The organism is Roseateles sp. Mitsp63 (genome assembly GCF_059491535.1).
In genome coordinates this window covers 571960-592390 of the sequence record NZ_CP168509.1, presented here as the reverse complement: position 1 = coordinate 592390, position 20431 = coordinate 571960, and the positions used below count along the sequence as shown (strand labels likewise).

Genomic DNA, 20431 nt, shown 5'->3' with positions numbered 1-20431 from the left:
ATCTCGATGAAGGCCCGCCGCGCCGCTACGCCGCCTCGGGGCCCTCGGGCGGTTCGGGGCCGAGGATGGTCTGCAGGTGCACGCGCTCGGAGCTGCAGGCCGCATCGAAGTCGGCCTCGATCTGGATCAGCGCCTGCGCGTCGCCGGCCTCGACGGTGACGATGCCGCGCGCGCGGTTGCGGCCCTGCGACTTGGCGGTGTACAGCGCCATGTCGGCCCAGTTGACCGCCTGCTCCCAGTGCAGCGCGAGCTGCGCCGGCGGCAGCGGGAAATGCGCGAAGCCGATCGAGCAGGTCACCCGCAGCGCCCCCGCGGCGGTCTGCACCGGCTGCCCGCCGACGATGAACAGGATGCGCTCGGCCAGCAGCTGCAGCTGGTCCGGCGCGACGTTGCGCGCGAAGACGAGGAACTCCTCGCCGCCCCAGCGCACGACCAGGTCCTCGGCGCGCACCGCCTGCGCGATGCGCCGCGAGACCTCCACGATCACCGCGTCGCCGGCCGCATGGCCATGGCGGTCGTTGACGTGCTTGAAGTGATCGATGTCGATCATCAGCAGCGCGCCGGTGAACATGTCCTTCGCGTGGCGGTCCATCACGGCCAGGAAGTGGCGCCGGTTGGCCAGGTCCGTCAGCGGATCGCGCTCGCTCTGCGCGCGCAGCAGGCTCTGGTTGGCCTTGAGCTTGCGGTTGGCCTCGCGCACGCGCGCCAGCATCACGCCCAGCAGCAGCAGCGACAGCCCCGCCAGCGCCACCAGCCCGACGCCGACGTACTGCGCCAGGCGCCGGTTGCCGAGCTCGCGGTCCTTCAGCGTCTGCTCGCGGCGCAGCAGCTCGAGGTCGCGCTGCTTGGCCTCGCTGTCGTACTTCAGGCGCAGCTGCTGCAGCGAGGACTCGCGATTGCGCCGCGCCGTCTCGGCGCTCAGCGCGCGCTCCTCGTGATAGAGCCGCAGCGCCTCCTTCCACTGGCCGACCTTGGCATAGGCCTCGCCCAGTTCGCGCAGCTGCAGCGCGCGGCGCACCGGATCGAAGTCGCCTTGCGCGAACTCGATGACGCGGGCGATCTCGCGCTTGGCGGCGTCGAACTGGCGCTGCTGCACCAGCGCCACCGACAGGTTGTGCCGCAGCGTGCGTTCCACCGTCTGGTCGCCGTAGGACTGCACCACCGGCAGCGCCAGGCGCGCGAGCTGCACCGCCTTGGCCGGCTGGTCGGTGTGGATGTAGGCATCGAGCAGGTTGTTCTGCAGCAGCGCGACATCGCGCCGCGCGCCGGCCTGCCCGGCCAGCCGCAGCGCCTCCTCGAGCGTGGCCAGCTGCGTCCCGCGGTCGCCGCGGCGCGAGGCGATCATGGACTCGTACATCTTGGCGCGGCTCATCGCCGAGACGTCGCCCTGCGCGAGCTGCCAGGCCTGCGCCATCCACTGCTGCGCGGCGGCGGGCTCGTCGCGCACCTGGCTGTTGACCGCGAGCGCGCCCATCATCAGGCCGATCGCGTTGTGGTCCTGCAGCGCCTGCGCCCAGGCCAGGCCGCGCCGCAGCGAGGCCTCGGCGAAGGCGTACTCGCCGCGCGCGCCCTGGGCCCGCGCGATCAGGCGCAACGCCTGGAACGCGACCCGCGCGTCGCAGCCCGGCGGCACCGTCTGGTTCTGCGGCGCCGGGCAGCTGGGCGTGAGCTCATCGAGCGCCTGCTGCGCCATCTCGCCCGAACGCCCCGTCTGGCCGAGCCGGTCCTGCAGCTCGGCCAGCAGCATGCGCGCCAGCGGCTTGCCGCTGGGCCGCGTCTCGAGCTCGGCCGCCAGGCGGCGGACCTCGTCGGTGCGGCCGGCGGAAGCGTCGATGCGGCCGAGCGCGTACTCGATGTGCATCCGCTGCGCCGCATGCGCGGGATCCGCGAGCAGCGCGCGCAGTTGCTGCGCCGCTTTCACCGGCTCGTTGTAGCCGAAGCGGTCCAGCTCCGAGAGCTGCGCGTCGAGCGCGCGATCGGGGATCTCCGCGCCGGCGCTGGCCGCGGGCGAGGCCGCCGGCGCCGCGGCCGCGTCCATCGCCACGGCCAGCGCGACCGCGCCGATCAGCGCCAGCACGCCGCGAGGGAAGCCGCGAGAGAAACGGCAAGAGAAGCGCCGCGCCTTCATGCGCGCCCCTCCTGCACCGGCCCGAGCAGGCTGACGAGCTGCAGCTGCCCTTGATGCCAGGCCGATTCGACCCGGCCCGCCAGCGCGAGCAGCTGATCCCGGTCGCGCGCCTGCATCGCCGCGACGCCATAGGCCTTGTTGCGGCCATGCGCCTTGGCCATGTACATCACCGTGTCGACAAGATCGATCGCGCGCTCCCATTCCAGCGTCAGGTCGTGCGGCGCCATCGGGAAACTGGCGAAGCCGATCGACGCGCTGATCGGAATGCGCAGCGGACCGTGGTCGACCGGCAGCGCGCCCATCTGGTCCAGCAGCCGCTGGCCGAGCTGGCGCGCGTCCTCGGTCGATTCGGACTTCACCAGGATCAGGAATTCCTCGCCGCCCCATCGCACGACCAGGTCCTGCTCGCGCAGCACGCCGCGCAGCCGGCGCGCGACCTCCACCAGCACCGTGTCGCCGGCCGCGTGGCCCCACTGGTCGTTGATGCGCTTGAAGTGGTCGATGTCGATCAGGAACAGGCTGCCGCGCAGCCCGCCGGACTCGCGCGTGAGCTCGGCGATCGCCTGCTGGAAGTGGCGCCGGTTGGCCAGGCCCGTCAGCGGGTCGCGCTCGCTCTGCACGCGCAGCGACTCGTTGGTCTGCGCCAGCGCCGCATTCGTGCGGCGGATGCGCCGGTAGGCCACCGCGAGCAGCGCCCCCGACAGCAGCACGCAGCCCCCGACCTCCGCCCACAGCTTGAGCTGCAGGTCGCGGGTGCGGATCTGCTCGCTCTTGAGGCTGTTGTCCTGGTTGAGCAGCCGGATCTCGCGCTGGCGCTGCTGGTCCTCGTAGCGGGCCTGCGCCTCCAGCACGGTGCGGCGGGTCTCGTCGCGCAGCACCTCGTCGAATTCCTTGCGCGAGCGGTGGTACGCATCGACGGCGCCCGCGAGGTCGTCGAACTTCTCGAGGTAGCCGCCCAGTTCCAGCCAGGCATCGGCGGTGTAGCTGCCGGCCTCGCGCTGCGCGTCCATGGTGATGGCCTGCAGCACGTCGCGCTTGCCTTCGTCGAGCTTGCGCAGGCCGATCTTGGCGATGCCCATGTTGTGGCGCGCCAGGATCTCGGTGGAGATCTCGCCGACCTCATGCGCCAGCGCCAGGCTTTGCGTCGAGAGCTCCAGCGCCCGCGCGTAGTTGCCGCTGCGCAGCTCGTAGTCCGCCAGGTTACCCAGCGCGAGCGCCTGCAGCGACGGCGCCTGCGCCTCGCCCGCGTACTGCAGCGCCTGCTCGCGCGCCTGCTGGCTGACCTTCGGATCCTCGTCCTGCGTGTACACGATGCCCAGGATGGTGTGGATCGAGTACATCAGCACCGGATCCGGGTCCTGCTGCGCGGTCTGCAGCGCCTCGCGCGCGGTGCGCTTGGCATGGTCGACCTGCTGGCTGCGGAAGTAGTTGAACGCCAGCGTCGCCTGCGTGATCGCGGCCCGCCAGCGCGAGTCCATCGCGCGCGCCTGCTCGAGCGCCTTCAGGCCGCTCTCGACCGCGGCATCGACCTCGCCGTAATCGCCCTGCATGTACGCGAGCAGCTCGGTCGAGCGCCACAGCAGGCGCCGGTCGGCCTTGGCCGCGTCGATCTCCGACAGTCCGCCCAGCAGCCGCACGCCGGCGCCGAGTTCGCCATTGGCCTTCAGCCACTGGCCCTTGGCCAGCATCAACGCCAGCGGCACCTGCGCCCGCACCGGCGAGTCCTCGGGCCAGGCCTTCATCGCCTCGAGCGCGGCCTCATGCCCGCTGCGGTCCCGCAGCTGCGCGAGCAGCGCCGCCCGCTGGCTCAGCGCCTCGAGCCGCTCGGCGCTGCCGGCCGCGGCGCGCGACTCGATGGCCTGCAGCTCGCGCAGGTGCTCGCGGGGATGCGCCTGGCCGACTCGCTCCTGCTGTTCGAGCTCGCCCTGCAGCGCGCGGTCCGGAACGCCGCTGCCGGCCGTGGCGGCGCCGGGCATCGAGGCCTCGCGCGGCCCGCAGCCGGCGAGCAAGGGCAGCGCCAACGCGAGGGCGAGGGCGAGCGCGGCCATGACGGCCGTCCTCCGCGCGGGTTCCGCTGCTCTCAACTCCCCAACCTTGCTCATCGTGCGTGTCGAAGCCGGTTTGTACGTCTTGTTACTGGTGGTCCGGACGTGCAGGTCGCGTCCAGCGTGCACGAGTTCGCGCCCGTGCGTGCGCCGTGGGGTCAGTCCGTGCGCCCGCGCCGCAGCAGCGCATGCAGCAGGATCGCACCGAAGGTGGCCGTACCGATGCCGCCGAGCGTAAACCCGCCCAGCTTGAGCGTGAAATCGCCGGTGCCGATCACCAGCGTGATCGCGGCCACCATCAGGTTGCGCGGGTCGCGGAAGTCGACGTGATGGTCGACCCAGATGCGGGCGCCGGCGATCGCGATCAGGCCGAACACGACGATGCTCACGCCCCCCATCACGGCCAGCGGAATCGCCTGGATCAGCGCGCCGAACTTGGGCGAGAAGCCCAGCACCAGCGCCATCAGCGCGGCGGCGACGAACACCGCCGTCGAGTAGATGCGGGTGGCGGCCATCACGCCGATGTTCTCGGCGTAGGTGGTGACGCCGGTGCCGCCGACCGCGCCGCTGGCGATGGTGGCGAGCCCGTCGCCGATGAAGGCGCGGCCGAGGAAGGGCGACATGTCGCGTCCGGTCATCGCGCCGACCGCCTTGAGGTGGCCGAGGTTCTCGGCCACCAGGATCAGCGCCACCGGCGCGATCATCAGCATCGCCTTCGCCTCGAAGACCGGCGCATGCAGGCCCGGCAGCCCGAACCACGGCGCGGCGATGATCGCCGACAGGTCGATCGGCCGGCCCAGTCCGAAGCCGTTGGTCAGCAGCGCGTAGATGAGGCTGGCCTGGATCAGGCCGGCCAGGATCAGCAGCCGCTGCAGCATGCCGCGCGCATGCACCGCGACCAGCGCGACGCTGATGAAGGTCGCGCCCTGCATCCAGGCGTCGAAGGCCGTCGGCGCCATGTTCTTGATCGGCACCGCGGCCAGGTTCAGGCCGATCACCGCGACCACGGCGCCGGTCACCACCGGCGGCATCAGCCGCTCGACCCAGCCGCTGCCGGACGCCGACACCAGCAGTCCGATGAGCGTGTACAGCGCGCCGCAGGCGATGATGCCGCCCAGCGCGAGCGGCAGGTTGGGATTGGGACCGCTGCCGCCGTAGCCGGTGGCGGCGATGACCACGCCGATGAACGCGAAGCTCGAGCCCAGGTAGCTCGGCACCCGGCCGCCGGTCAGGAAGAAGAACAGCAGCGTGCCGACGCCGCTCATCAGCACGGCGAGGTTGGGATCGAAGCCCATCAGCAGCGGCGCCAGCACGGTGGCGCCGAACATGGCGATCACATGTTGCAGGCCGAGCGCCGCGGTCTGCGGCCACGACAGGCGCTCATCAGGGGCAATCGCCTTTTCGGGGCCGACGGTCACCGGCCGCCAGCGCATCAACCACGCCATGGACTTTCCTCAATGGATGCAACCATCGAGTGTACGAAGGGCCCATGCCCGCGCCACTCCGGGCATATCCCGTGACCGCGCGGGGCGGGGGCGCTTGACGCGGCGGCGTGGAGGCGTCAGCGCGGACGGGTCAGAACAGCACCAGGTCGCGGTTGTGCCTGGGCAGCATGCGCAGCAGGCGGCGCCAGGACACCCAGGCGCGCCACAGCGCGCCGCCGAAGACGAGGCTCAGGATCAGCAAGAGGGTCATGATGGACTTTCAAGGGACGCGGACTGGGAGGACTTCGCACGGGCGTGCGAAGTCAGCGGAAACCGAATGGCGGACGAGGACATCGTGGCGGCCTTCAGGGAGGATTCAGGCGGGGATTCAGGCAGCGGACGCCGCCGCGCCGCTGGCATCGAGCAGCAGGGGCGTCATCAGCCGGCGATAGCTGGTCCAGGCCCGGGCGGGAGCGTCCGGCGTGCGCAGGAAACGCACCTCGCGGACCAGCGCGGTGAACAGGCCGTCGAGCTCGAAGATCAGTTGATCCAGGTCGGCATCGCGGCGCAGTTGGCCGGCGTCCTGCGCTTGGACCAGCGTGCGCCGCAGTGTCGAGCGCCAGCGGCGTACGCCGTCCAGCAGGCGATCGCGCATCGCGTCGTCGCGGTCGTCGTACTCGAAGGCGCCGGCGACGTAGAGGCAGTTGCCATGCGGTCCGCTGACGCGGCCCAGCCAGGCACGCACCATCGCGTCCATGCGCGGCAGGCCGCGCGGCTCGCGCAGCGCGGGCAGGATGACCTCCTGCTGAAAGGTCTTCTCGAAGGCGTCCAGCACCGCGCACTGCAGCGCCTCGCGCGAGCCGATGCGCGAGAACACGCCGCTCTTGGACAGGTTGAGCCGCTTGGCCACCTCGCCGATCGACAGGCTGTCCAGGCCGTCCAGGCGCGCCATCTCCAGCGCGACATCGACGATCGCGCTCTGCGTCAGTTCGCTGCGGGCGGTCTTGGCTTCCATGCGCCGCAATTTAGCACGGTCGTGCGAACGGCGCGGGGCGGCGCGAATGGCGCAGACGCCGATCGGGTTATTCGCCGGAAGGCGGCGTGCCGTCCTCGGCCTGATCCGGACCCTCGCCCTCCGGCGCGGCGTCGCCGGCCATCGGCGGCCGGCCGCGGCGCGGCGCCGGCGAAGGCGCGGGCTTGATGCCTCGGCGCTTGAGCGCCTCGCGCAGCAGCAGCTCGATCTGCGCATTGGACGAGCGCAGCTCGATCGCGGCCAGGCGCTCGATCTCCTCCCACAGCGCGGGATCCAGGCGCAGCGGGAATTGCTTCTTCGCGGGACTGGCCATCTGCGCCCGCCGCTCAGTTGTAGAGCGTCCCCGTGTTGACGATCGGCTGCGTGTCCTTGTCGGAACACAGCACCACCAGCAGGTTGGACACCATCGCCGCCTTGCGCTCGTCGTCGAGCTGCACGATCTCGCGCTCGCTCAGGCCCTTGAGGGCCTCCTCGACCATGCTGACCGCGCCGTGCACGATCTTCTTGCGGGCGCTGATGATGGCCTCGGCCTGCTGCCGGCGCAGCATCACCTGCGCGATCTCGGGCGCGTAGGCCAGATGCGTGAGCATCGCGGTCTCGACGCCGACGCCGGCCGGCTGCAGCCGCGCCTGCAATTCCGCGATCAGCGCCGCCATCACCTCGTCGGAGCCGGCACGCAGCGTGGTCTCGCGGGCGTCGAGGTCGTCGCCCTCGTCGTAGGCGAACTGCGAGGCGAGATGCCGGATCGCGGCCTCGGCCTGGATGCTGACGTACTGCTCGAAATCGTCGACCTCGAAGACGGCGCGGGCCGTGTCCTCGACGCGCCACACGACGGCGGCGCTGATCTCGACCGGATTGCCGCGCTTGTCGTTGACCTTCAGCGTCGGGGCATCCAGGTTGCGCGCGCGCAGCGACAGGCGGCGCTTGATCATCAGCAGCGGCACCGTCCAGCGCAGGCCCGACACGCGGTCCGTGCCGACATAGCGGCCGAACAGCGTCAGCACGCGGGCCTCGTTGGGCTGCTGGATGTAGAGGCCGGTCAGCAGGACCGCCCCGGCCGCCACCAGCGCGACCTGCGCCGCGCCGATCGCGTCCGGGCCCAGCGTGAAGAAGCGCCAGCCGGCGACGGCCAGCAGGGCCAGGCCGATCAGCAGCGCGGCATAGCCGTTGGCCGCGCCCGCGCGGCGCTCGATCGGCGTCGTCGCGCTGCGCGGCAGGACATTCCTCGGGACTGGGGTCGTGCTCATCACCTGGCTCCTCCAAAAAGGTGATATCACTTTATGCGCAATGGGCCGGGGAAGGCAAGGCCCATTTCCAGAAAGCGGAAAGCGCCCGCGAGGGGCGCTTTCGTCGTGGCTGCGGTGGGCGCCGGCAGGCGCCGCGGACTCACTCGCCCTTGCGCGCCTTCGGCAGCAGGAAGTTGGCGACGGCGATGCAGCGCTGACCCAGTTCCTCCTCGCTGACGCGCAGGCCGAAGCCGGCCATCGACGGCGAGGTCAGATACCGGCCGCCAATCGCCACGGTGGGCACGCCATCGATGTTGTAGCGGTCCTGCAGCTTCGCGGCCTGCTGGCACTTGGTGCTGACACCGAAGGAGTTGAAGGTCTCCTTGAACTTGGCCGGGTCCACGCCCAGCGGCGCCAGGAACTTGGCCATCGAGTCGGCATCGGTCAGGCTCTGGCCGCCGCGATGGATCGCGTTGAAGATGGCCGGACGCACCTGCGCCTCCTTGCCCATCTCCTCCAGCGTGTAGAACAGCTGCTGGTGGATCTTCACGTTCGCGCGGAACGCCACGTGGACCTTGCGGAAGACGACGTCGGCCGGCAGCTGCTTGGCCCAGGCTTCGATCGTCGGCTCGAAGACGTAGCAGTGCGGGCAGCCGTACCAGAAGAATTCGATCACCTCGATCTTGCCCGGCGCGGCGCCCGGCACGGCCGTGGTCAGGCGCTGGTACTGGCGGCCTTCGATCGGTCCGCCCTGCGCCAGCGCCGGAGCGCCGTTCAGGAGCAGACCGCCGCCGGCGGCGGTCGACAGGGCCGTGAGGGCGGTGAATTCGCGACGCTTCATCTTCGATTCCTTGTGTGTTCCGCTGCGGCCGGCGCCGCAATGGCCGGCCATCGTAGAAAGACTGGCTTAGGACGGCATTAACGCGCCGGCCACGCTCAGCGCTGGATCGCGACCAGGTTGGCCTCGATGCCGGCCCCTTCGAGCTTCTTCTGCTGCGACTCGGCCTCGTCGCGGGACTCGAACGGTCCCAGGCGCACACGGAACACCGTGCGGCCGGACTGCTCGCGCTCCATCACCTTGGCCGAAAAGCCCTGGATCGCCAGCTTGGCGCGCTGCTGCTCGGCGTCCTCCATGCGCGTGAACGCGCCGGCCTGGACGAAGAAGCTGCCGCGCGAGCCGTCCGGACGCGCGCCATCGGCGCTGCGGGTCTCGGCCGGGCGCGCCTCGGGCTTGGCGGCGGGCGCCGCCGGCGCCGCGGCGGGCGCGCGTTCGGCGGAACGGCCCTCCACGGCCGGCGCGGGCGTCGTGCCGGCGGTGACCTGCGGCGCCGGCGCGGCTGGCTGCGTCTGGGGCGCGGGCGCCGGCGTCACGACGCCGGACGCCGCCTTGGTGGTGCGGCCGGCCAGCGGCGCGTTCGGATCCCAGTTCTTGTTGCGCTCGGCTTCCTGGGCGTCCTGCTCCGCGGTGCGCTGCGGCAGCTTGTTGACGAAGGGCACCGGCGCCTTGGTCACGTACAGGGCCACGCCCAGCGCGATCCCCAGTCCCAGCAGCAGGCCCACGATCAGGCCCATGGCGAATCCGCCGCGCTGCTTCTCTTTGCTCATTGCTGCTCCTGCGAGTCACGTTCCATCGCGTCCGGGGCCGACACCCCCAGCACCGCCAGCGCGTTGCGCATCACCTGCCGCGTCGCGGCCAGCAGCGCCAGGCGCGCGCGCGTCAGGGCCGGGTCGTCGCCCAGCACGCGTTCGGCGCCATAGTAGCTGTGCAGCGCGCCGGCCAGGTCGCGCAGGTAGAACGCCACGTCGTGCGGGGCCAGGTCTTGCGCGGCCGAGGCCAGCATGCGCGGATAGTCCGCCAGCTTCGCCATCAGCGCGTATTCGGTCGGGGCGGTCAGCAGCGCGGCGTCGGCCGCGGCCACCTCGGCCTCGCCATGGCCCTGCTCGGCGCCCTTGCGCAGCACCGAGCAGATCCGCGCGTGCGCGTACTGCACGTAGAACACGGGGTTCTCGTCATTGGCCTTGAGCGCGAGGTCGACGTCGAAGACGAACTCGGTATCGGCCTTGCGGCTGATCAGGAAGAAGCGCACCGCGTCGCGGCTGGTCCATTCGATCAGGTCGCGCAGCGTCACGTAGCTGCCGGCGCGCTTGGAGATCTTGACCTCCTCGCCGCCCTTCATGACCGTGACCATCTTGTGCAGCACGTAGTCCGGGAAGCCCTGCGGAATGCCGACGCCGGTGGCCTGCAGGCCGCCGCGCACCCGGGCGATCGTGCCGTGGTGGTCGGTGCCCTGGATGTTGATGCACTTCGAGAAGCCGCGCTTGAACTTGTTGACGTGGTACGCGACGTCCGGGACGAAGTAGGTGTACGTGCCGTCGGACTTGCGCATCACGCGGTCCTTGTCGTCGCCGTACTCGGTCGAGCGCAGCCACAGCGCGCCGCCGTCCTCGTAGGTCTTGCCGTTGGCGATCATGCGCGCGACGGCGTCCTCGACCTGGCCGCCGGTGTACAGCGAGGACTCGAGGAAATAGTGGTCGAAGCGCAGCCCGAATGCCTGCAGGTCCAGGTCCTGCTCATGGCGCAGGTAGGCCACGGCGAACTGGCGGATGCTGTCCAGGTCCTCGATGTCGCCCGAGGCGGTGAACACGCGGTCGTCCGCCTTCACCGTCTCCTTGCGCAGGAAGGCCTCGGCGATGTCCTGGATGTAGTCGCCGTTGTAGGCGGACTCGGGCCAGCCGGCGTCGCCGGGCTTGAGGCCCTTGAGCCGCGCCTGCGTCGACTGCGCGAGCGTGGCGATCTGCACGCCGGCATCGTTGTAGTAGAACTCGCGGCTGACCTTCCAGCCCTGGGTCGCGAACAGCTGGCACAGCGAATCGCCCAGCGCCGCCTGGCGCGCGTGGCCGACGTGCAGCGGGCCGGTCGGATTGGCGGACACGAACTCCACCAGCACCGAGGTGTCGCGCGCGGGCTGGTCGCCGAAGCGCGCGGCGGCGGCGAAGACCTCGCCGACGACGGCCTGGCGCGCGGCCGGCTTGAGACGGATGTTGATGAAGCCCGGGCCGGCGATCTCGAGCGCGTCGACCCAGCGCTCGAACGCCGGCTGCGCCTGCAGCTGGGCGATCAGCGTCGTCGCCAGCTCGCGCGGATTCTTCTTCAGCGCCTTCGACAGCTGCATCGCGGCCGTGCAGGCGAAGTCGCCGTGGGAGGCTTGCTTGGGGGTCTCGAAGGCGGCGGCTGGCGCCGCGGCGATGAGGCCGGCGTCGACGGCCTCCTGGCTCAGGCCCTGGAGCACGGTGCCGAGGGCGGCGAGCAATTCCTGCTTGGCTTGGATCATGGGGCCGCATTTTAGGGGCCGTCCCCTGTAAGAGCCCGTGAGCCCCCCTTGCCGAGGCCCTCCCCCTGGGGCAGGATGCCCCTCCGATGAGCGCCTCCAGCGATTCCCGCCCTTCCGCCTTCTCCGACTCGACGCTCGGCGGTCTGGCCGACCTGCCGGCGCAGATCGGCAAGTACCGCGTGCTGCGGCGGCTGGGCGAGGGCGCGACCAGCGATGTCTTCCTGGCGATGGACGACTTCAAGGGCCAGGAGGTCGCCATCAAGCGCATGCGCGCCTGGTCGGGCGGCGGCCGCTCCGAGGAGGACACGCTCAGCATCCGCTTCTTCGCCGCCGAGGCCGCGCTGGCGGGGCGGCTGCAGCACCCGAACGTGGTGCAGATCCTGGACGCGGTGCAGGACGGCGACCTGCCGTATCTCGTCATGGAGTTCGTCCATGGCGTCACGCTGAAGCACTTCTGCCGCAACGACCGGCTGCTGCCGCTGGACCAGATCGTCGAGCTCGGCTTCAAGTGCGCGATGGCGCTGTCCTATGTGTTCCGCCAGGGCGTGGTCCATCGCGACATCAAGCCCGCCAACCTGCTGGCCGTGCTCGACAGCCAGGGCCAGGTCACCGACGTCAAGGTCAGCGACTTCGGCAGCGCGCTCAACCTGAACGCCGACATGACGCAGGTGCATCGCGTCGGCTCGCTGGCCTACATGCCGCCCGAGCAGATCGAGGGCGGCGACGTCGGCGCGCAGGCCGACATCTACGCGCTGGGCGCGGTGCTCTATCACCTGGTCAGCGGCCGCGCGCCGTTCGACGCGCCCAACCAGATGGCGCTGATGCATCAGATCTACCACCAGGCGCCGCAGCCGCTGGCGGGCCAGCGCGGCGGCGTCACGGCGGAGCTGGACGCGGTCATCCAGCGGGCGCTGGCCAAGCACCCGCACGAGCGCTATCCCGACTGGGAGGCCTTCGGCGGCGCGCTGTCGGAGCTGGTGGCCAAGCAGCTGGTGCCGCTGGCGCGGCTCAACGAGGTCAAGGACTCGGAGCGCTTCAACCTGCTGCGCGGGCTGGAGTTCTTCGCCGGCTTCGGCGACGTGGAGCTCTGGGAAGTGGTGCGGCGCGCGCGCTGGCGCCGCTACCCGCTGGACTACCTGCTGTTCAAGAAGGGCCAGGAAGGCAACACCTTCCACATCATCACGCAGGGCGAGGTCGAGGTCTGGCGGGACGGCGCGCTGGTCGCGACGCTGGGCACCGGCACCTCGGTCGGCGAGATGGCCTACCTCGCGCCGAATCCCGATCTGCGGCGTCACAGCACCGACATCCGGGTGACCCAACTTTGTACAACGGTGTCCTTCACGCCGGAGTCGCTGGGGCAGCTCAGCCCGGAGTGCCAGCACCGCTTCGACCGCGCCTTCATCCAGGTGCTGGTGCGGCGCCTGCACCTGGCGCATGAGGCGCTGGCCTCGCCGCGCCGCATCCTGTGAGTCGGTGTCCGACTCGTTCAAGGAGGGCGCCGCCCTGTCGCGGTCAACCGAAGCCAGTCAGTCATTCTCTTGACGCGCGTCAACCGCTATTGAGAGCCGCTCGTTGGTGTGCTCCACTGCCCGAGAGGTCTTTCCCAACCCCGTAGCCCCCTGAAGGAGAGAGTGATGACACGACTGACCCCGATCTCGCTGATCGCTGCCGCGATGCTGGCCCTGGCCTCGCTGGGCGCGCATGCCGCGGACGACGCCAAGCCGAAGAAGGAACCCACCGCGCAGCAGCAGCGCATGAAGACCTGCAACGCCGACGCCAAGGCCACCGGCAAGAAAGGCGACGAACGCAAGGCCTTCATGAGCAGCTGCCTCAAGGGCGAAACCGCCGCCGCCTCGGCCCCGGCGATGACCGATCAGCAGGCCAAGATGAAGACCTGCAACGCGGACTACAAGGCGTCCGGCAAGAGCGGCAAGGCCGAGCACGACAAATTCATGAAGGCCTGCCTCTCGGCCAAGTGACGCAACGCCGCATCGGGCGCCACGCGTTGTTGCAAATCCTCGCCATAGCAGTGCTATGGCTGCGGTTTGCGCCTAGCGTGGCATCCCGATGCGCCGCCGCGTCACTCGGCCGATATCCGCATGTTCATTTGGTCAGCACACCGCGCGCGAGCATCACCGCTGCGATCGGAATGAGCATCAACAGATGGGCCTGGATCATGACCAGGCGTCGCGTGGCGCGCACCTCGGCATCGCTCGGCAGACCAGCGCCGCCGTCGAGAGCCTTGACCCAGCGGCGATAGGTCAGCGTCGGCTTGATCGAGATCAGCCCGATGACGACGAACAACCCGAACTTGACGTGCAGCAGCGGCTGTCCCCAGTACCAGCCCAGACCCTTCATGCCCCACCAGGTCCGCGCCAGACCCGTCAACAACACGGCGACCGCGGTCATGCCGTAGATCACGTCCAGCCGCGACAGCCGGCGCACCACCGCCGCGTTCATCCATTCAGTGCGGCACAGCGCCGCCTGACTCGACAGGAACACGACCAGACTGAGGATCGCCAGGATGTGCAGACCGGCGAGCAAGGCTTCGAGCGTCATGGAGTCTCCCAGGTGGTGGCGCGCGCCCAGTAGTCAGGGCTGCCGTGATGTTCCTTCAGGAAGTCTATCCACAGCCTCACCCGCAGCGGCAGGTGCTTGCGCTGCGGCAGCACGGCGAAGATGCCGTTGGGCGGCGCGGCGAACTCGTCGAGCACGCTGACCAGCTCGCCGGCGCGGATCGCGCCAGCCACTTCCCAGGTGCTGCGCCAGGCCAGGCCCAGGCCCTGGCGGCACCAGTCGTGCAGCACCTGGCCATCGCTGCAGTCGAGGCGGCCGGTCGGGCGCAGGTGCTGCAGCTGACCGTCGATGCGGAAGGCCCAGCCGCGCGTCTGGCTCGCGTCGGAGCTCAGGGTCAGGCATTCGTGCCGCATCAGCTCGGACGGATGCCGGGGCGTGCCGGCACGCTTGAGGTACGACGGCGCGGCCACGCACAGCCGGCGGTTGTCGGCCAGCCGCATGCTGATCAGGCTGGAATCGCTGAGATCGCCGACACGCACCGCGCAGTCGAAGCCCTCGTTGACGATGTCGACGACACGGTCGCTCAGATTCAGCGACAGGCTCACCTCCGGATGCCGCGCGAGGAAGGCCGGCACCAGCGGCGCGACGTGGCGCCTGCCAAAGCCCGCCGGCGCGGTGATCCGCAGATGGCCGCTGGCCTGGATGCCACCAGCGCTGACACTCGCCTCGGCGCTGGCGAAGTCGGCCAGCAGGCGCTGGCAGTCCTCCAGGAAGGCGGTGCCCTCATGCGTCAGCGTCAGCTTGCGGGTGGTGCGCAGCAGCAGCTTCACGCCGAGCCGCGCCTCCAGCGCATCCAGGCGGCGGCCCATCACCGCCGGGGCCACGCCCTCCGTCTGCGCCGCGGCCGTGAGGCTACCCTTGGTCGCGACCAGCACGAAGGACTCGATCTGTTTGAGGCGGTCCATGGCGCCGATTGTTGGTGCGTTGCGCCACCGGAAGCAATGAATGGAGACCCTAAGCCGCCTAATTCGTGCAGAAAAGTCAGGGATCTTCGACCAGGGCTGACATGAATCGAGCGGCCGCCGCGCCCTACAGTCAACGCATCAGGATCCCCCGCGATCCTTGTCCGCGCCCCCCTTTCATCGTCCTTTCTCCGCCATCAGGGAGTCCTCATGAGCGCACGCAGCCCCCACCATCGCCTCCAGGTCGACGCCGCCCTGGCCCGCTTCATCGAGACCGAGGCCCTGCCCGGCACCGGCATCGAGCCGGGCGCGTTCTGGCAAGGCTTCGACGCGCTCGCGCATGACCTGGCCCCGAAGAACGCCGCGCTGCTGGCCGAGCGCGACCGCCTGCAGACCGAGCTCGATGGCTGGCATCGCGCGAACCCCGGTCCGATCCGCGACATGGCCGCCTATCAGGACTTCCTGAAGCGCATCGGCTACCTCGTGCCGGTGCCGGCGGACGCGCGGGCCACCACCGCCAACGTCGACGCCGAACTGGCGACCCAGGCCGGCCCCCAGCTGGTCGTGCCGATCCTGAATGCCCGCTACGCGCTGAACGCGGCCAACGCGCGCTGGGGCTCGCTGTATGACGCGCTCTACGGCACCGACGTGATCCCCGAGACCGACGGCGCCGAACGCGCCGGCGGCTACAACCCGGCGCGCGGCGCCAAGGTGATCGCCTTCGCGCGCCAGGTGCTGGACCAGGCCGCGCCGCTGGCGGGCGCGTCGCACGCGGAGGCCGCCGGCTATCGCGTCGACGGCACAGCCCTGGCCGTCACGCTGAAGGACGGCCGCAGCGCGGCGCTGGCCGATCCCGCGCAGTTCGTCGGCTACCTGGGCGAAGCCGCCGCGCCGACCGCGATCCTGCTGCGCCACCACGGCCTGCACCTCGAGATCCAGATCGACCGCGCCTCCGCCATCGGCCAGACCGACGCCGCCGGCGTGGCCGATGTGCTGTTGGAATCGGCGCTGTCGACCATCCTCGACCTGGAGGACTCGATCGCCGCCGTCGACGCCCAGGACAAGCTGCTCGCCTACCGCAACTGGCTGGGCATCCTGCGCGGCTCGCTGACGGAAGAGGTCAGCAAGGGCGGCCGCAGCTTCGTGCGCCGCCTCAACCCTGATCGCGTCTACAAGGCGGCGAACGGCGGCGACGACGTCGTGCTGCCGGGCCGCTCGCTGCTGTTCGTGCGCAACGTCGGCCACCTGATGACCAACCCGGCCATCCTGCTGGACGGCGGCCACGAGATCCCCGAAGGGATCATGGACGCGGTCATCACCACCCTGATCGCGCTGCACGACCTGAAGCAGCTGTCGGGCTCGGGCCTGCGCAACTCGCGCCAGGGCTCGATCTACATCGTCAAACCCAAGATGCATGGCCCGGCCGAAGTCGGCTTCGCCAACGAGCTGTTCGGCCGCGTCGAACAGCTGCTGGGCCTGCCGGCGTCGACGGTGAAGCTGGGGATCATGGACGAGGAACGCCGCACCAGCGTGAACCTGGCCGCCTGCATCGCCGCGGCGCCGAGCCGGGTCGCCTTCATCAACACCGGCTTCCTGGACCGCACCGGCGACGAGATGCACACCGCGATGCTGGCCGGTCCGATGCTGCGCAAGGGCGACATGAAGACCAGCGCCTGGATCCAGGCCTATGAGCGCAACAACGTGCTGGTCGGCCTGAGCGCCGGCCTGCGCGGCCGCGCGCAGATCGGCAAGGGGATGTGGGCGATGCCGGACCTGATGGCCGCGATGCTGGAGCAGAAGATCGCGCATCCGAAAGCCGGCGCCAACACCGCCTGGGTGCCCAGCCCGACCGCCGCCACGCTGCACGCGCTGCATTACCACCAGGTCAACGTCGCGCAGGTGCAGCAGCAGATCGAGGCCGAGGCGCCCTCCGTCGACCGCGCCGAACTGCTGCAGCGCCTGCTGACCATTCCGGTCGCCGCCGATCCGTCGTGGACGGACACGCAGAAGCAGCAGGAGCTCGACAACAACATCCAGGGCATCCTGGGCTACGTGGTGCGCTGGATCGACCAGGGCGTCGGGTGCTCCAAGGTGCCGGACATCAATCAAGTCGGTTTGATGGAGGACCGTGCAACGTTGCGCATCTCCAGCCAACACGTCGCGAACTGGCTGGCGCACGGCGTCGTGACCGAACAACAGGTTCGCGCGACATTCGAACGGATGGCAGCGATCGTGGACACCCAGAACGCGGGGGATCCGAGCTACGAACCCATGGCGGGACATCCGGAAAGCATGGCTTATCAAGCGGCCATGGAACTGGTGTTCAAAGGCCGTGCACAGCCCAGCGGTTACACCGAGCCGCTGCTTCATGCCTGGCGGCAGAAGCGCAAGGCGGCAACCGCAAACTGAAGCCACGCCAATCCGGCCGCAACACCGGCGATTCGTCGCCAATCGCGGCCATCGTGCGCCGTACGTCCGGCGGAGCCAGGCGATCCCTCAGGGATCGCCTTTTTCTTGGGCGCATCATTTTCTTCCCCGCCTACCGGCCACGTCCACGCGGGGCGCAAATGATTGCTCACCGAAATAGCACCGATGAGGAATGGCATCCCCCATCAATCATGGAAAGTGCGTAGGGGTGGACCCGAGGGCCATAGGCAATTCCTGTTCCTTAAAGTTTCTTCACCTTCCACTGCGCTCGGTAACTAAAAGTTGTTGGGCGCAACTCTTTTCTTTGCCATTCACGGAACAGGCATGCCCACTTCTCCCTCCCTCCGCCAAATCAGCGTGGCCGCAGCGATCCTCGCGGCTTCCGTCGGCGCCGCGCACGCGCAGGAAGCGCAGCAGCTCGAACGCATCGAAATCACCGGTTCCGCCATCAAGCGCTCGATCAGCGACGAAGGCGCCCTGCCCATCACCGTGCTGAAGGCCGAAGAACTGCGCGCCTCGGGCGTTGCCAGCGTCGAGGCGATCGTCGAACTGCTGTCGTCCAGCCAGTCGAGCAACACCGGCTCCAACTCGATCGGTTCGAGCACCGGCGGCGCGACCTACGCCAACCTGCGCGGCCTGGGCACCAACAAGACCCTGGTCCTGCTGAACGGCCGCCGCATGACGGCGTTCGCCTTCGGCGCCAACGCGGTCGACCTGAACTCCATCCCCTTCGCCGTCATCGACCGCGTGGAAGTGCTGCGTGACGGCGCGTCCGCCGTGTACGGCACCGACGCGATCGGCGGCGTGATCAACTTCATCACCAAGTCCAACTTCCGCGGCGGCCAGGCCGTGCTCGAACTGAGCAACCCGCAGGAAAAGGGCGGCAAGAAGGAAGGCGCCTCGCTGACCTTCGGCTTCGGCGACCTGGAGAAGGACCGCGTCAACTTCTGGGCCTCGCTGGACAAGCGCCGCACCGACCGCATCCGCGCGCTGGACCGCGATTTCGCCAAGACCGGCATCCTCCCGGCGCACGGCGTGGCGGGCAGCTCGCCCACCACCTTCCCGGGCAACTTCACCCAGGGCAACCTGTCGGGCAACCCGTCGGCCCCGGACTGCAAGGGTCCGCTGTCGGTCGTGAACCCGACCAACAACAAGGTCTGCATCTTCGACTTCAGCTCGACGATCGACATCGCCCCCGACGTGGACCAGACCACGCTGGCCGGCCGCGCGTCGGTCAAGATCGGCGACAACCACGTGCTGTCGCTGGACGCGATCTCCACGAAGAACGACAACACCGCGCGCGTCGCGCCGGACCCGGTCTCGGCCATCACCATCCAGCCGAGCAACCCGTTCTTCCCCCGGACCTATCCCGGCATCGACACGACCAAGCCGATCAGCGTGGGCTGGCGCATGGTGCCGGCGGGCTCGCGGACCAACGGTTCGCACTCGACCGCCGAGCGCGCCGTGGCCGACCTGTCGGGCGTGATCGCCGACTGGGACTACCGCGCGGGCGTGCTGTATTCGAAGAGCACGGCCAATGACGCCGCCGTCGACGGCTACGTCAATGCGCCGTTCGTGCGCGCCCAGGTCGCCGCCGGCAACCTGAACCCGTTCGCCGACGCGACGCCGGCCCAGCTGGCCATCATCGAGCAGGCCAAGCGCCGCGGCGTGTTCGCCAACGCGATGGGCCAGACCCAGAGCGCCGACTTCCGCGCCTCCCGTGAGATCTTCGACCTGCCCGGCGGCCGCGCCGCGCTGGCCGTCGCCGCCGAGTACCGCAAGGAAAAGTACAAGAACGACACCAACGACGACGTCGTGCTGGCGATCCCGTCGGCCGGCCGTTCGCCCAACCACGTGGGCGGCGACCGCAACGTGAAGGCCATCGGCGTCGAGCTGCTGCTGCCGCTGCACAAGATGGTGGAAGTCCAGCTGGCCCTGCGCCGCGACGACTACTCCGACGCCGGCGCGACGACCAACCCGAAGGTCGGCATCCGCTTCCAGCCGATCAAGGAACTGGCGCTGCGCGGCTCGTACAACACCGGCTTCCGCGCCCCTGGCCTGGACGACCTGTACGCCCCGCAGACCGTGACCTTCTCGTCCGGCGCGAAGAACGACCCGCTGCTCTGCGACGCTCAAGGCAACCCGATCAACGGTGGCGTGAAGAGCCGTGACTGCCAGTCGCAGCCGCAGGTCCAGAACGGCGGCAACCCCGACCTGAAGCCGGAGAAGTCCAAGACCTTCACGCTGGGCGTGGTGGTCGAGCCGATCAAGGCGCTGACCATCTCGGCCGACTACTGGAACATCAAGCTGCGCGACCAGATCAGCGTCCTGCCGATCGACGTCATCTTCGCCGACCCGACCCGTTACGCCGCGAACATCGTCCGCTGCAACACGCTGCCGGCGGCGGTGCAGGCCAACCTGCAGCGCTGCGGCGGGCTGGACCTGAACAGCAACGCCATCGGCTACGTGGTCCAGACCAACGCCAACATCGGCCGCGTCAAGACCGACGGTATCGACTTCGCGGTCGCGTACTCCACCGGCCTGGGCGCCTGGGGCAACCTGGGTCTGCAGTACGAGAGCACCTACGTCCACAGCTACAAGTACCAGACCAACCCGTCGGGCGACTTCATCCAGAACGTCGGCGTCTACAAGGACGGCAGCCCGGTCCTGCGCTGGAAGCACACCTTCTCGGCGGCCTGGGCGCTGAACAACTGGAGCTCGCGCCTGGCGATCCGTCACCAGAGCGGCTACCGCGACCAGAACGATCCGACGACGGTGGTCGGCGGCCCGTCGTTCTACGGCAACGTGGACACCTACACGCTGGTCGACCTGTCGGGCACCTACAAGTTCAACAAGTCCACGGCGCTGACGCTGGGCGTGAAGAACCTGTTCGACACCGACCCGTCGTTCTCGAACCAGTCGACCCGCTCGCAGCGCGGCTACGACCCCCGGTACTCCGACCCGATCGGCCGCGCCTTCTTCCTGCGCGCCAGCTACGGCTTCTGAGGTCCCCGGACCTGACAGCCTGCGGGCGGCCCCGTGCCGCCACCACAAAGGCCCGCTTTGAACTGACCCCAAGAAGTGGGGTAGTTGAAGGCTAGGCGCCCAAGGCCTGAGCTCGGTACCTCACCGAACTCAGGCCTTTTAGCTTGAGCTTGAGACGGGGTTGGTTGTGGTGGATGTAGCGACGCAGCCCCTGTCGTAGCTGCTTTCCATCGCCGCCAACTGCAAGCGCCTTGGCCCGGTAGCAGAACGTGCTGCGCGATAGGTCCTCCATCTGCAGCAGCATGCGCAACGGATGGTGTCGCGCCTCAGCTCGAGGATGGCTTACGCCCTG

Annotated in this window: 15 protein-coding genes; 4 read left to right on the top strand and 11 right to left on the bottom strand. The window is 69.5% G+C overall.

Annotated elements, in window-relative coordinates; all coding sequences use genetic code 11:
- Positions 1 to 25: 25 nt before the first annotated feature.
- From ACEN96_RS02555 to argS, 9 genes are all read right to left on the bottom strand, one after another.
- A complete protein-coding gene (locus ACEN96_RS02555) occupies positions 26 to 2128 on the bottom strand; it encodes a diguanylate cyclase domain-containing protein (RefSeq protein ID WP_495586487.1) in 2103 nt (700 codons plus the stop codon).
- Positions 2125 to 4176 carry a GGDEF domain-containing protein gene (locus tag ACEN96_RS02550; RefSeq protein WP_495586486.1) on the bottom strand — a complete coding sequence of 684 codons (2052 nt, stop codon included), beginning with the start codon at positions 4174 to 4176 and terminating at the stop codon, positions 2125 to 2127. Before ACEN96_RS02550 ends, ACEN96_RS02555 begins: the two co-directional genes overlap by 4 nt.
- A gap of 155 nt (positions 4177 to 4331) precedes the next feature.
- Positions 4332 to 5618, bottom strand: a complete 1287-nt coding sequence (locus ACEN96_RS02545; protein ID WP_495586485.1) for a solute carrier family 23 protein — start codon at positions 5616 to 5618, stop codon at positions 4332 to 4334.
- 367 nt (positions 5619 to 5985) lie between these two features.
- A complete protein-coding gene (locus ACEN96_RS02540; protein ID WP_495586484.1) occupies positions 5986 to 6612 on the bottom strand; it encodes a TetR/AcrR family transcriptional regulator in 627 nt (208 codons plus the stop codon).
- A 67-nt stretch (positions 6613 to 6679) separates the two neighbouring features.
- A complete protein-coding gene (locus ACEN96_RS02535; RefSeq protein WP_495586483.1) occupies positions 6680 to 6943 on the bottom strand; it encodes a type II toxin-antitoxin system antitoxin in 264 nt (87 codons plus the stop codon).
- Between the two features lie 13 nt (positions 6944 to 6956).
- Positions 6957 to 7877, bottom strand: a complete 921-nt coding sequence (locus ACEN96_RS02530; protein ID WP_495586482.1) for an SPFH domain-containing protein — start codon at positions 7875 to 7877, stop codon at positions 6957 to 6959.
- A 139-nt stretch (positions 7878 to 8016) separates the two neighbouring features.
- Positions 8017 to 8697 carry a thiol:disulfide interchange protein DsbA/DsbL gene (locus ACEN96_RS02525; RefSeq protein ID WP_495586481.1) on the bottom strand — a complete coding sequence of 227 codons (681 nt, stop codon included), beginning with the start codon at positions 8695 to 8697 and terminating at the stop codon, positions 8017 to 8019.
- 95 nt (positions 8698 to 8792) lie between these two features.
- Complete coding sequence (locus ACEN96_RS02520) at positions 8793 to 9461, bottom strand: SPOR domain-containing protein (protein WP_495586480.1); 669 nt, start codon at positions 9459 to 9461, stop codon at positions 8793 to 8795.
- Positions 9458 to 11188, bottom strand: a complete 1731-nt coding sequence (gene argS, locus ACEN96_RS02515) for an arginine--tRNA ligase (protein ID WP_495586479.1) — start codon at positions 11186 to 11188, stop codon at positions 9458 to 9460. The genes ACEN96_RS02520 and argS overlap by 4 nt, the downstream gene beginning before the upstream one ends.
- Positions 11189 to 11274: 86 nt before the next feature.
- On the opposite strand from argS, the gene ACEN96_RS02510 reads away from it, so the two are divergent.
- On the top strand, positions 11275 to 12657 hold the full coding sequence (locus ACEN96_RS02510; RefSeq protein ID WP_495586478.1) for a serine/threonine-protein kinase: 1383 nt from the start codon (positions 11275 to 11277) through the stop codon (positions 12655 to 12657).
- A 165-nt stretch (positions 12658 to 12822) separates the two neighbouring features.
- Positions 12823 to 13167: a PsiF family protein gene (locus ACEN96_RS02505; protein WP_495586477.1), complete on the top strand. Its 345-nt coding sequence runs from the start codon at positions 12823 to 12825 to the stop codon at positions 13165 to 13167.
- Positions 13168 to 13291: 124 nt separating this feature from the next.
- Here the strand turns inward: ACEN96_RS02505 and ACEN96_RS02500 are convergent, their stop codons facing one another.
- A complete protein-coding gene (locus ACEN96_RS02500; RefSeq protein WP_495586476.1) occupies positions 13292 to 13747 on the bottom strand; it encodes a DUF2214 family protein in 456 nt (151 codons plus the stop codon).
- Entirely contained in the window at positions 13744 to 14670 is a 927-nt protein-coding gene (locus ACEN96_RS02495; RefSeq protein ID WP_495586475.1) for a LysR family transcriptional regulator, read from the bottom strand. Before ACEN96_RS02495 ends, ACEN96_RS02500 begins: the two co-directional genes overlap by 4 nt.
- Before the next feature lie 207 nt (positions 14671 to 14877).
- Between ACEN96_RS02495 and ACEN96_RS02490 the strand changes: the two genes are divergently transcribed.
- A complete protein-coding gene (locus ACEN96_RS02490) occupies positions 14878 to 17076 on the top strand; it encodes a malate synthase G (protein ID WP_495586474.1) in 2199 nt (732 codons plus the stop codon).
- Between the two features lie 375 nt (positions 17077 to 17451).
- Positions 17452 to 20100, top strand: coding sequence for a TonB-dependent receptor (locus tag ACEN96_RS02485; RefSeq protein ID WP_495586473.1), 2649 nt, complete (start codon positions 17452 to 17454; stop codon positions 20098 to 20100).
- Positions 20101 to 20431: the final 331 nt, after the last annotated feature.

Excerpts from the sequence above, each read along its gene's own strand:
- ACEN96_RS02505 (WP_495586477.1), top strand. The coding sequence starts at position 12,823 with ATGACACGACTGACCCCGATCTCGCTGATCGCTGCCGCGATGCTGGCC.
- ACEN96_RS02545 (WP_495586485.1), bottom strand. The coding sequence starts at position 5,618 with ATGGCGTGGTTGATGCGCTGGCGGCCGGTGACCGTCGGCCCCGAAAAG.
- ACEN96_RS02535 (WP_495586483.1), bottom strand. The coding sequence starts at position 6,943 with ATGGCCAGTCCCGCGAAGAAGCAATTCCCGCTGCGCCTGGATCCCGCG.
- ACEN96_RS02540 (WP_495586484.1), bottom strand. The coding sequence starts at position 6,612 with ATGGAAGCCAAGACCGCCCGCAGCGAACTGACGCAGAGCGCGATCGTC.
- ACEN96_RS02550 (WP_495586486.1), bottom strand. The coding sequence starts at position 4,176 with ATGGCCGCGCTCGCCCTCGCCCTCGCGTTGGCGCTGCCCTTGCTCGCC.
- ACEN96_RS02500 (WP_495586476.1), bottom strand. The coding sequence starts at position 13,747 with ATGACGCTCGAAGCCTTGCTCGCCGGTCTGCACATCCTGGCGATCCTC.
- ACEN96_RS02520 (WP_495586480.1), bottom strand. The coding sequence starts at position 9,461 with ATGAGCAAAGAGAAGCAGCGCGGCGGATTCGCCATGGGCCTGATCGTG.
- ACEN96_RS02530 (WP_495586482.1), bottom strand. The coding sequence starts at position 7,877 with ATGAGCACGACCCCAGTCCCGAGGAATGTCCTGCCGCGCAGCGCGACG.
- ACEN96_RS02525 (WP_495586481.1), bottom strand. The coding sequence starts at position 8,697 with ATGAAGCGTCGCGAATTCACCGCCCTCACGGCCCTGTCGACCGCCGCC.
- ACEN96_RS02510 (WP_495586478.1), top strand. The coding sequence starts at position 11,275 with ATGAGCGCCTCCAGCGATTCCCGCCCTTCCGCCTTCTCCGACTCGACG.
- ACEN96_RS02490 (WP_495586474.1), top strand. The coding sequence starts at position 14,878 with ATGAGCGCACGCAGCCCCCACCATCGCCTCCAGGTCGACGCCGCCCTG.
- argS (WP_495586479.1), bottom strand. The coding sequence starts at position 11,188 with ATGATCCAAGCCAAGCAGGAATTGCTCGCCGCCCTCGGCACCGTGCTC.
- ACEN96_RS02495 (WP_495586475.1), bottom strand. The coding sequence starts at position 14,670 with ATGGACCGCCTCAAACAGATCGAGTCCTTCGTGCTGGTCGCGACCAAG.
- ACEN96_RS02555 (WP_495586487.1), bottom strand. The coding sequence starts at position 2,128 with ATGAAGGCGCGGCGCTTCTCTTGCCGTTTCTCTCGCGGCTTCCCTCGC.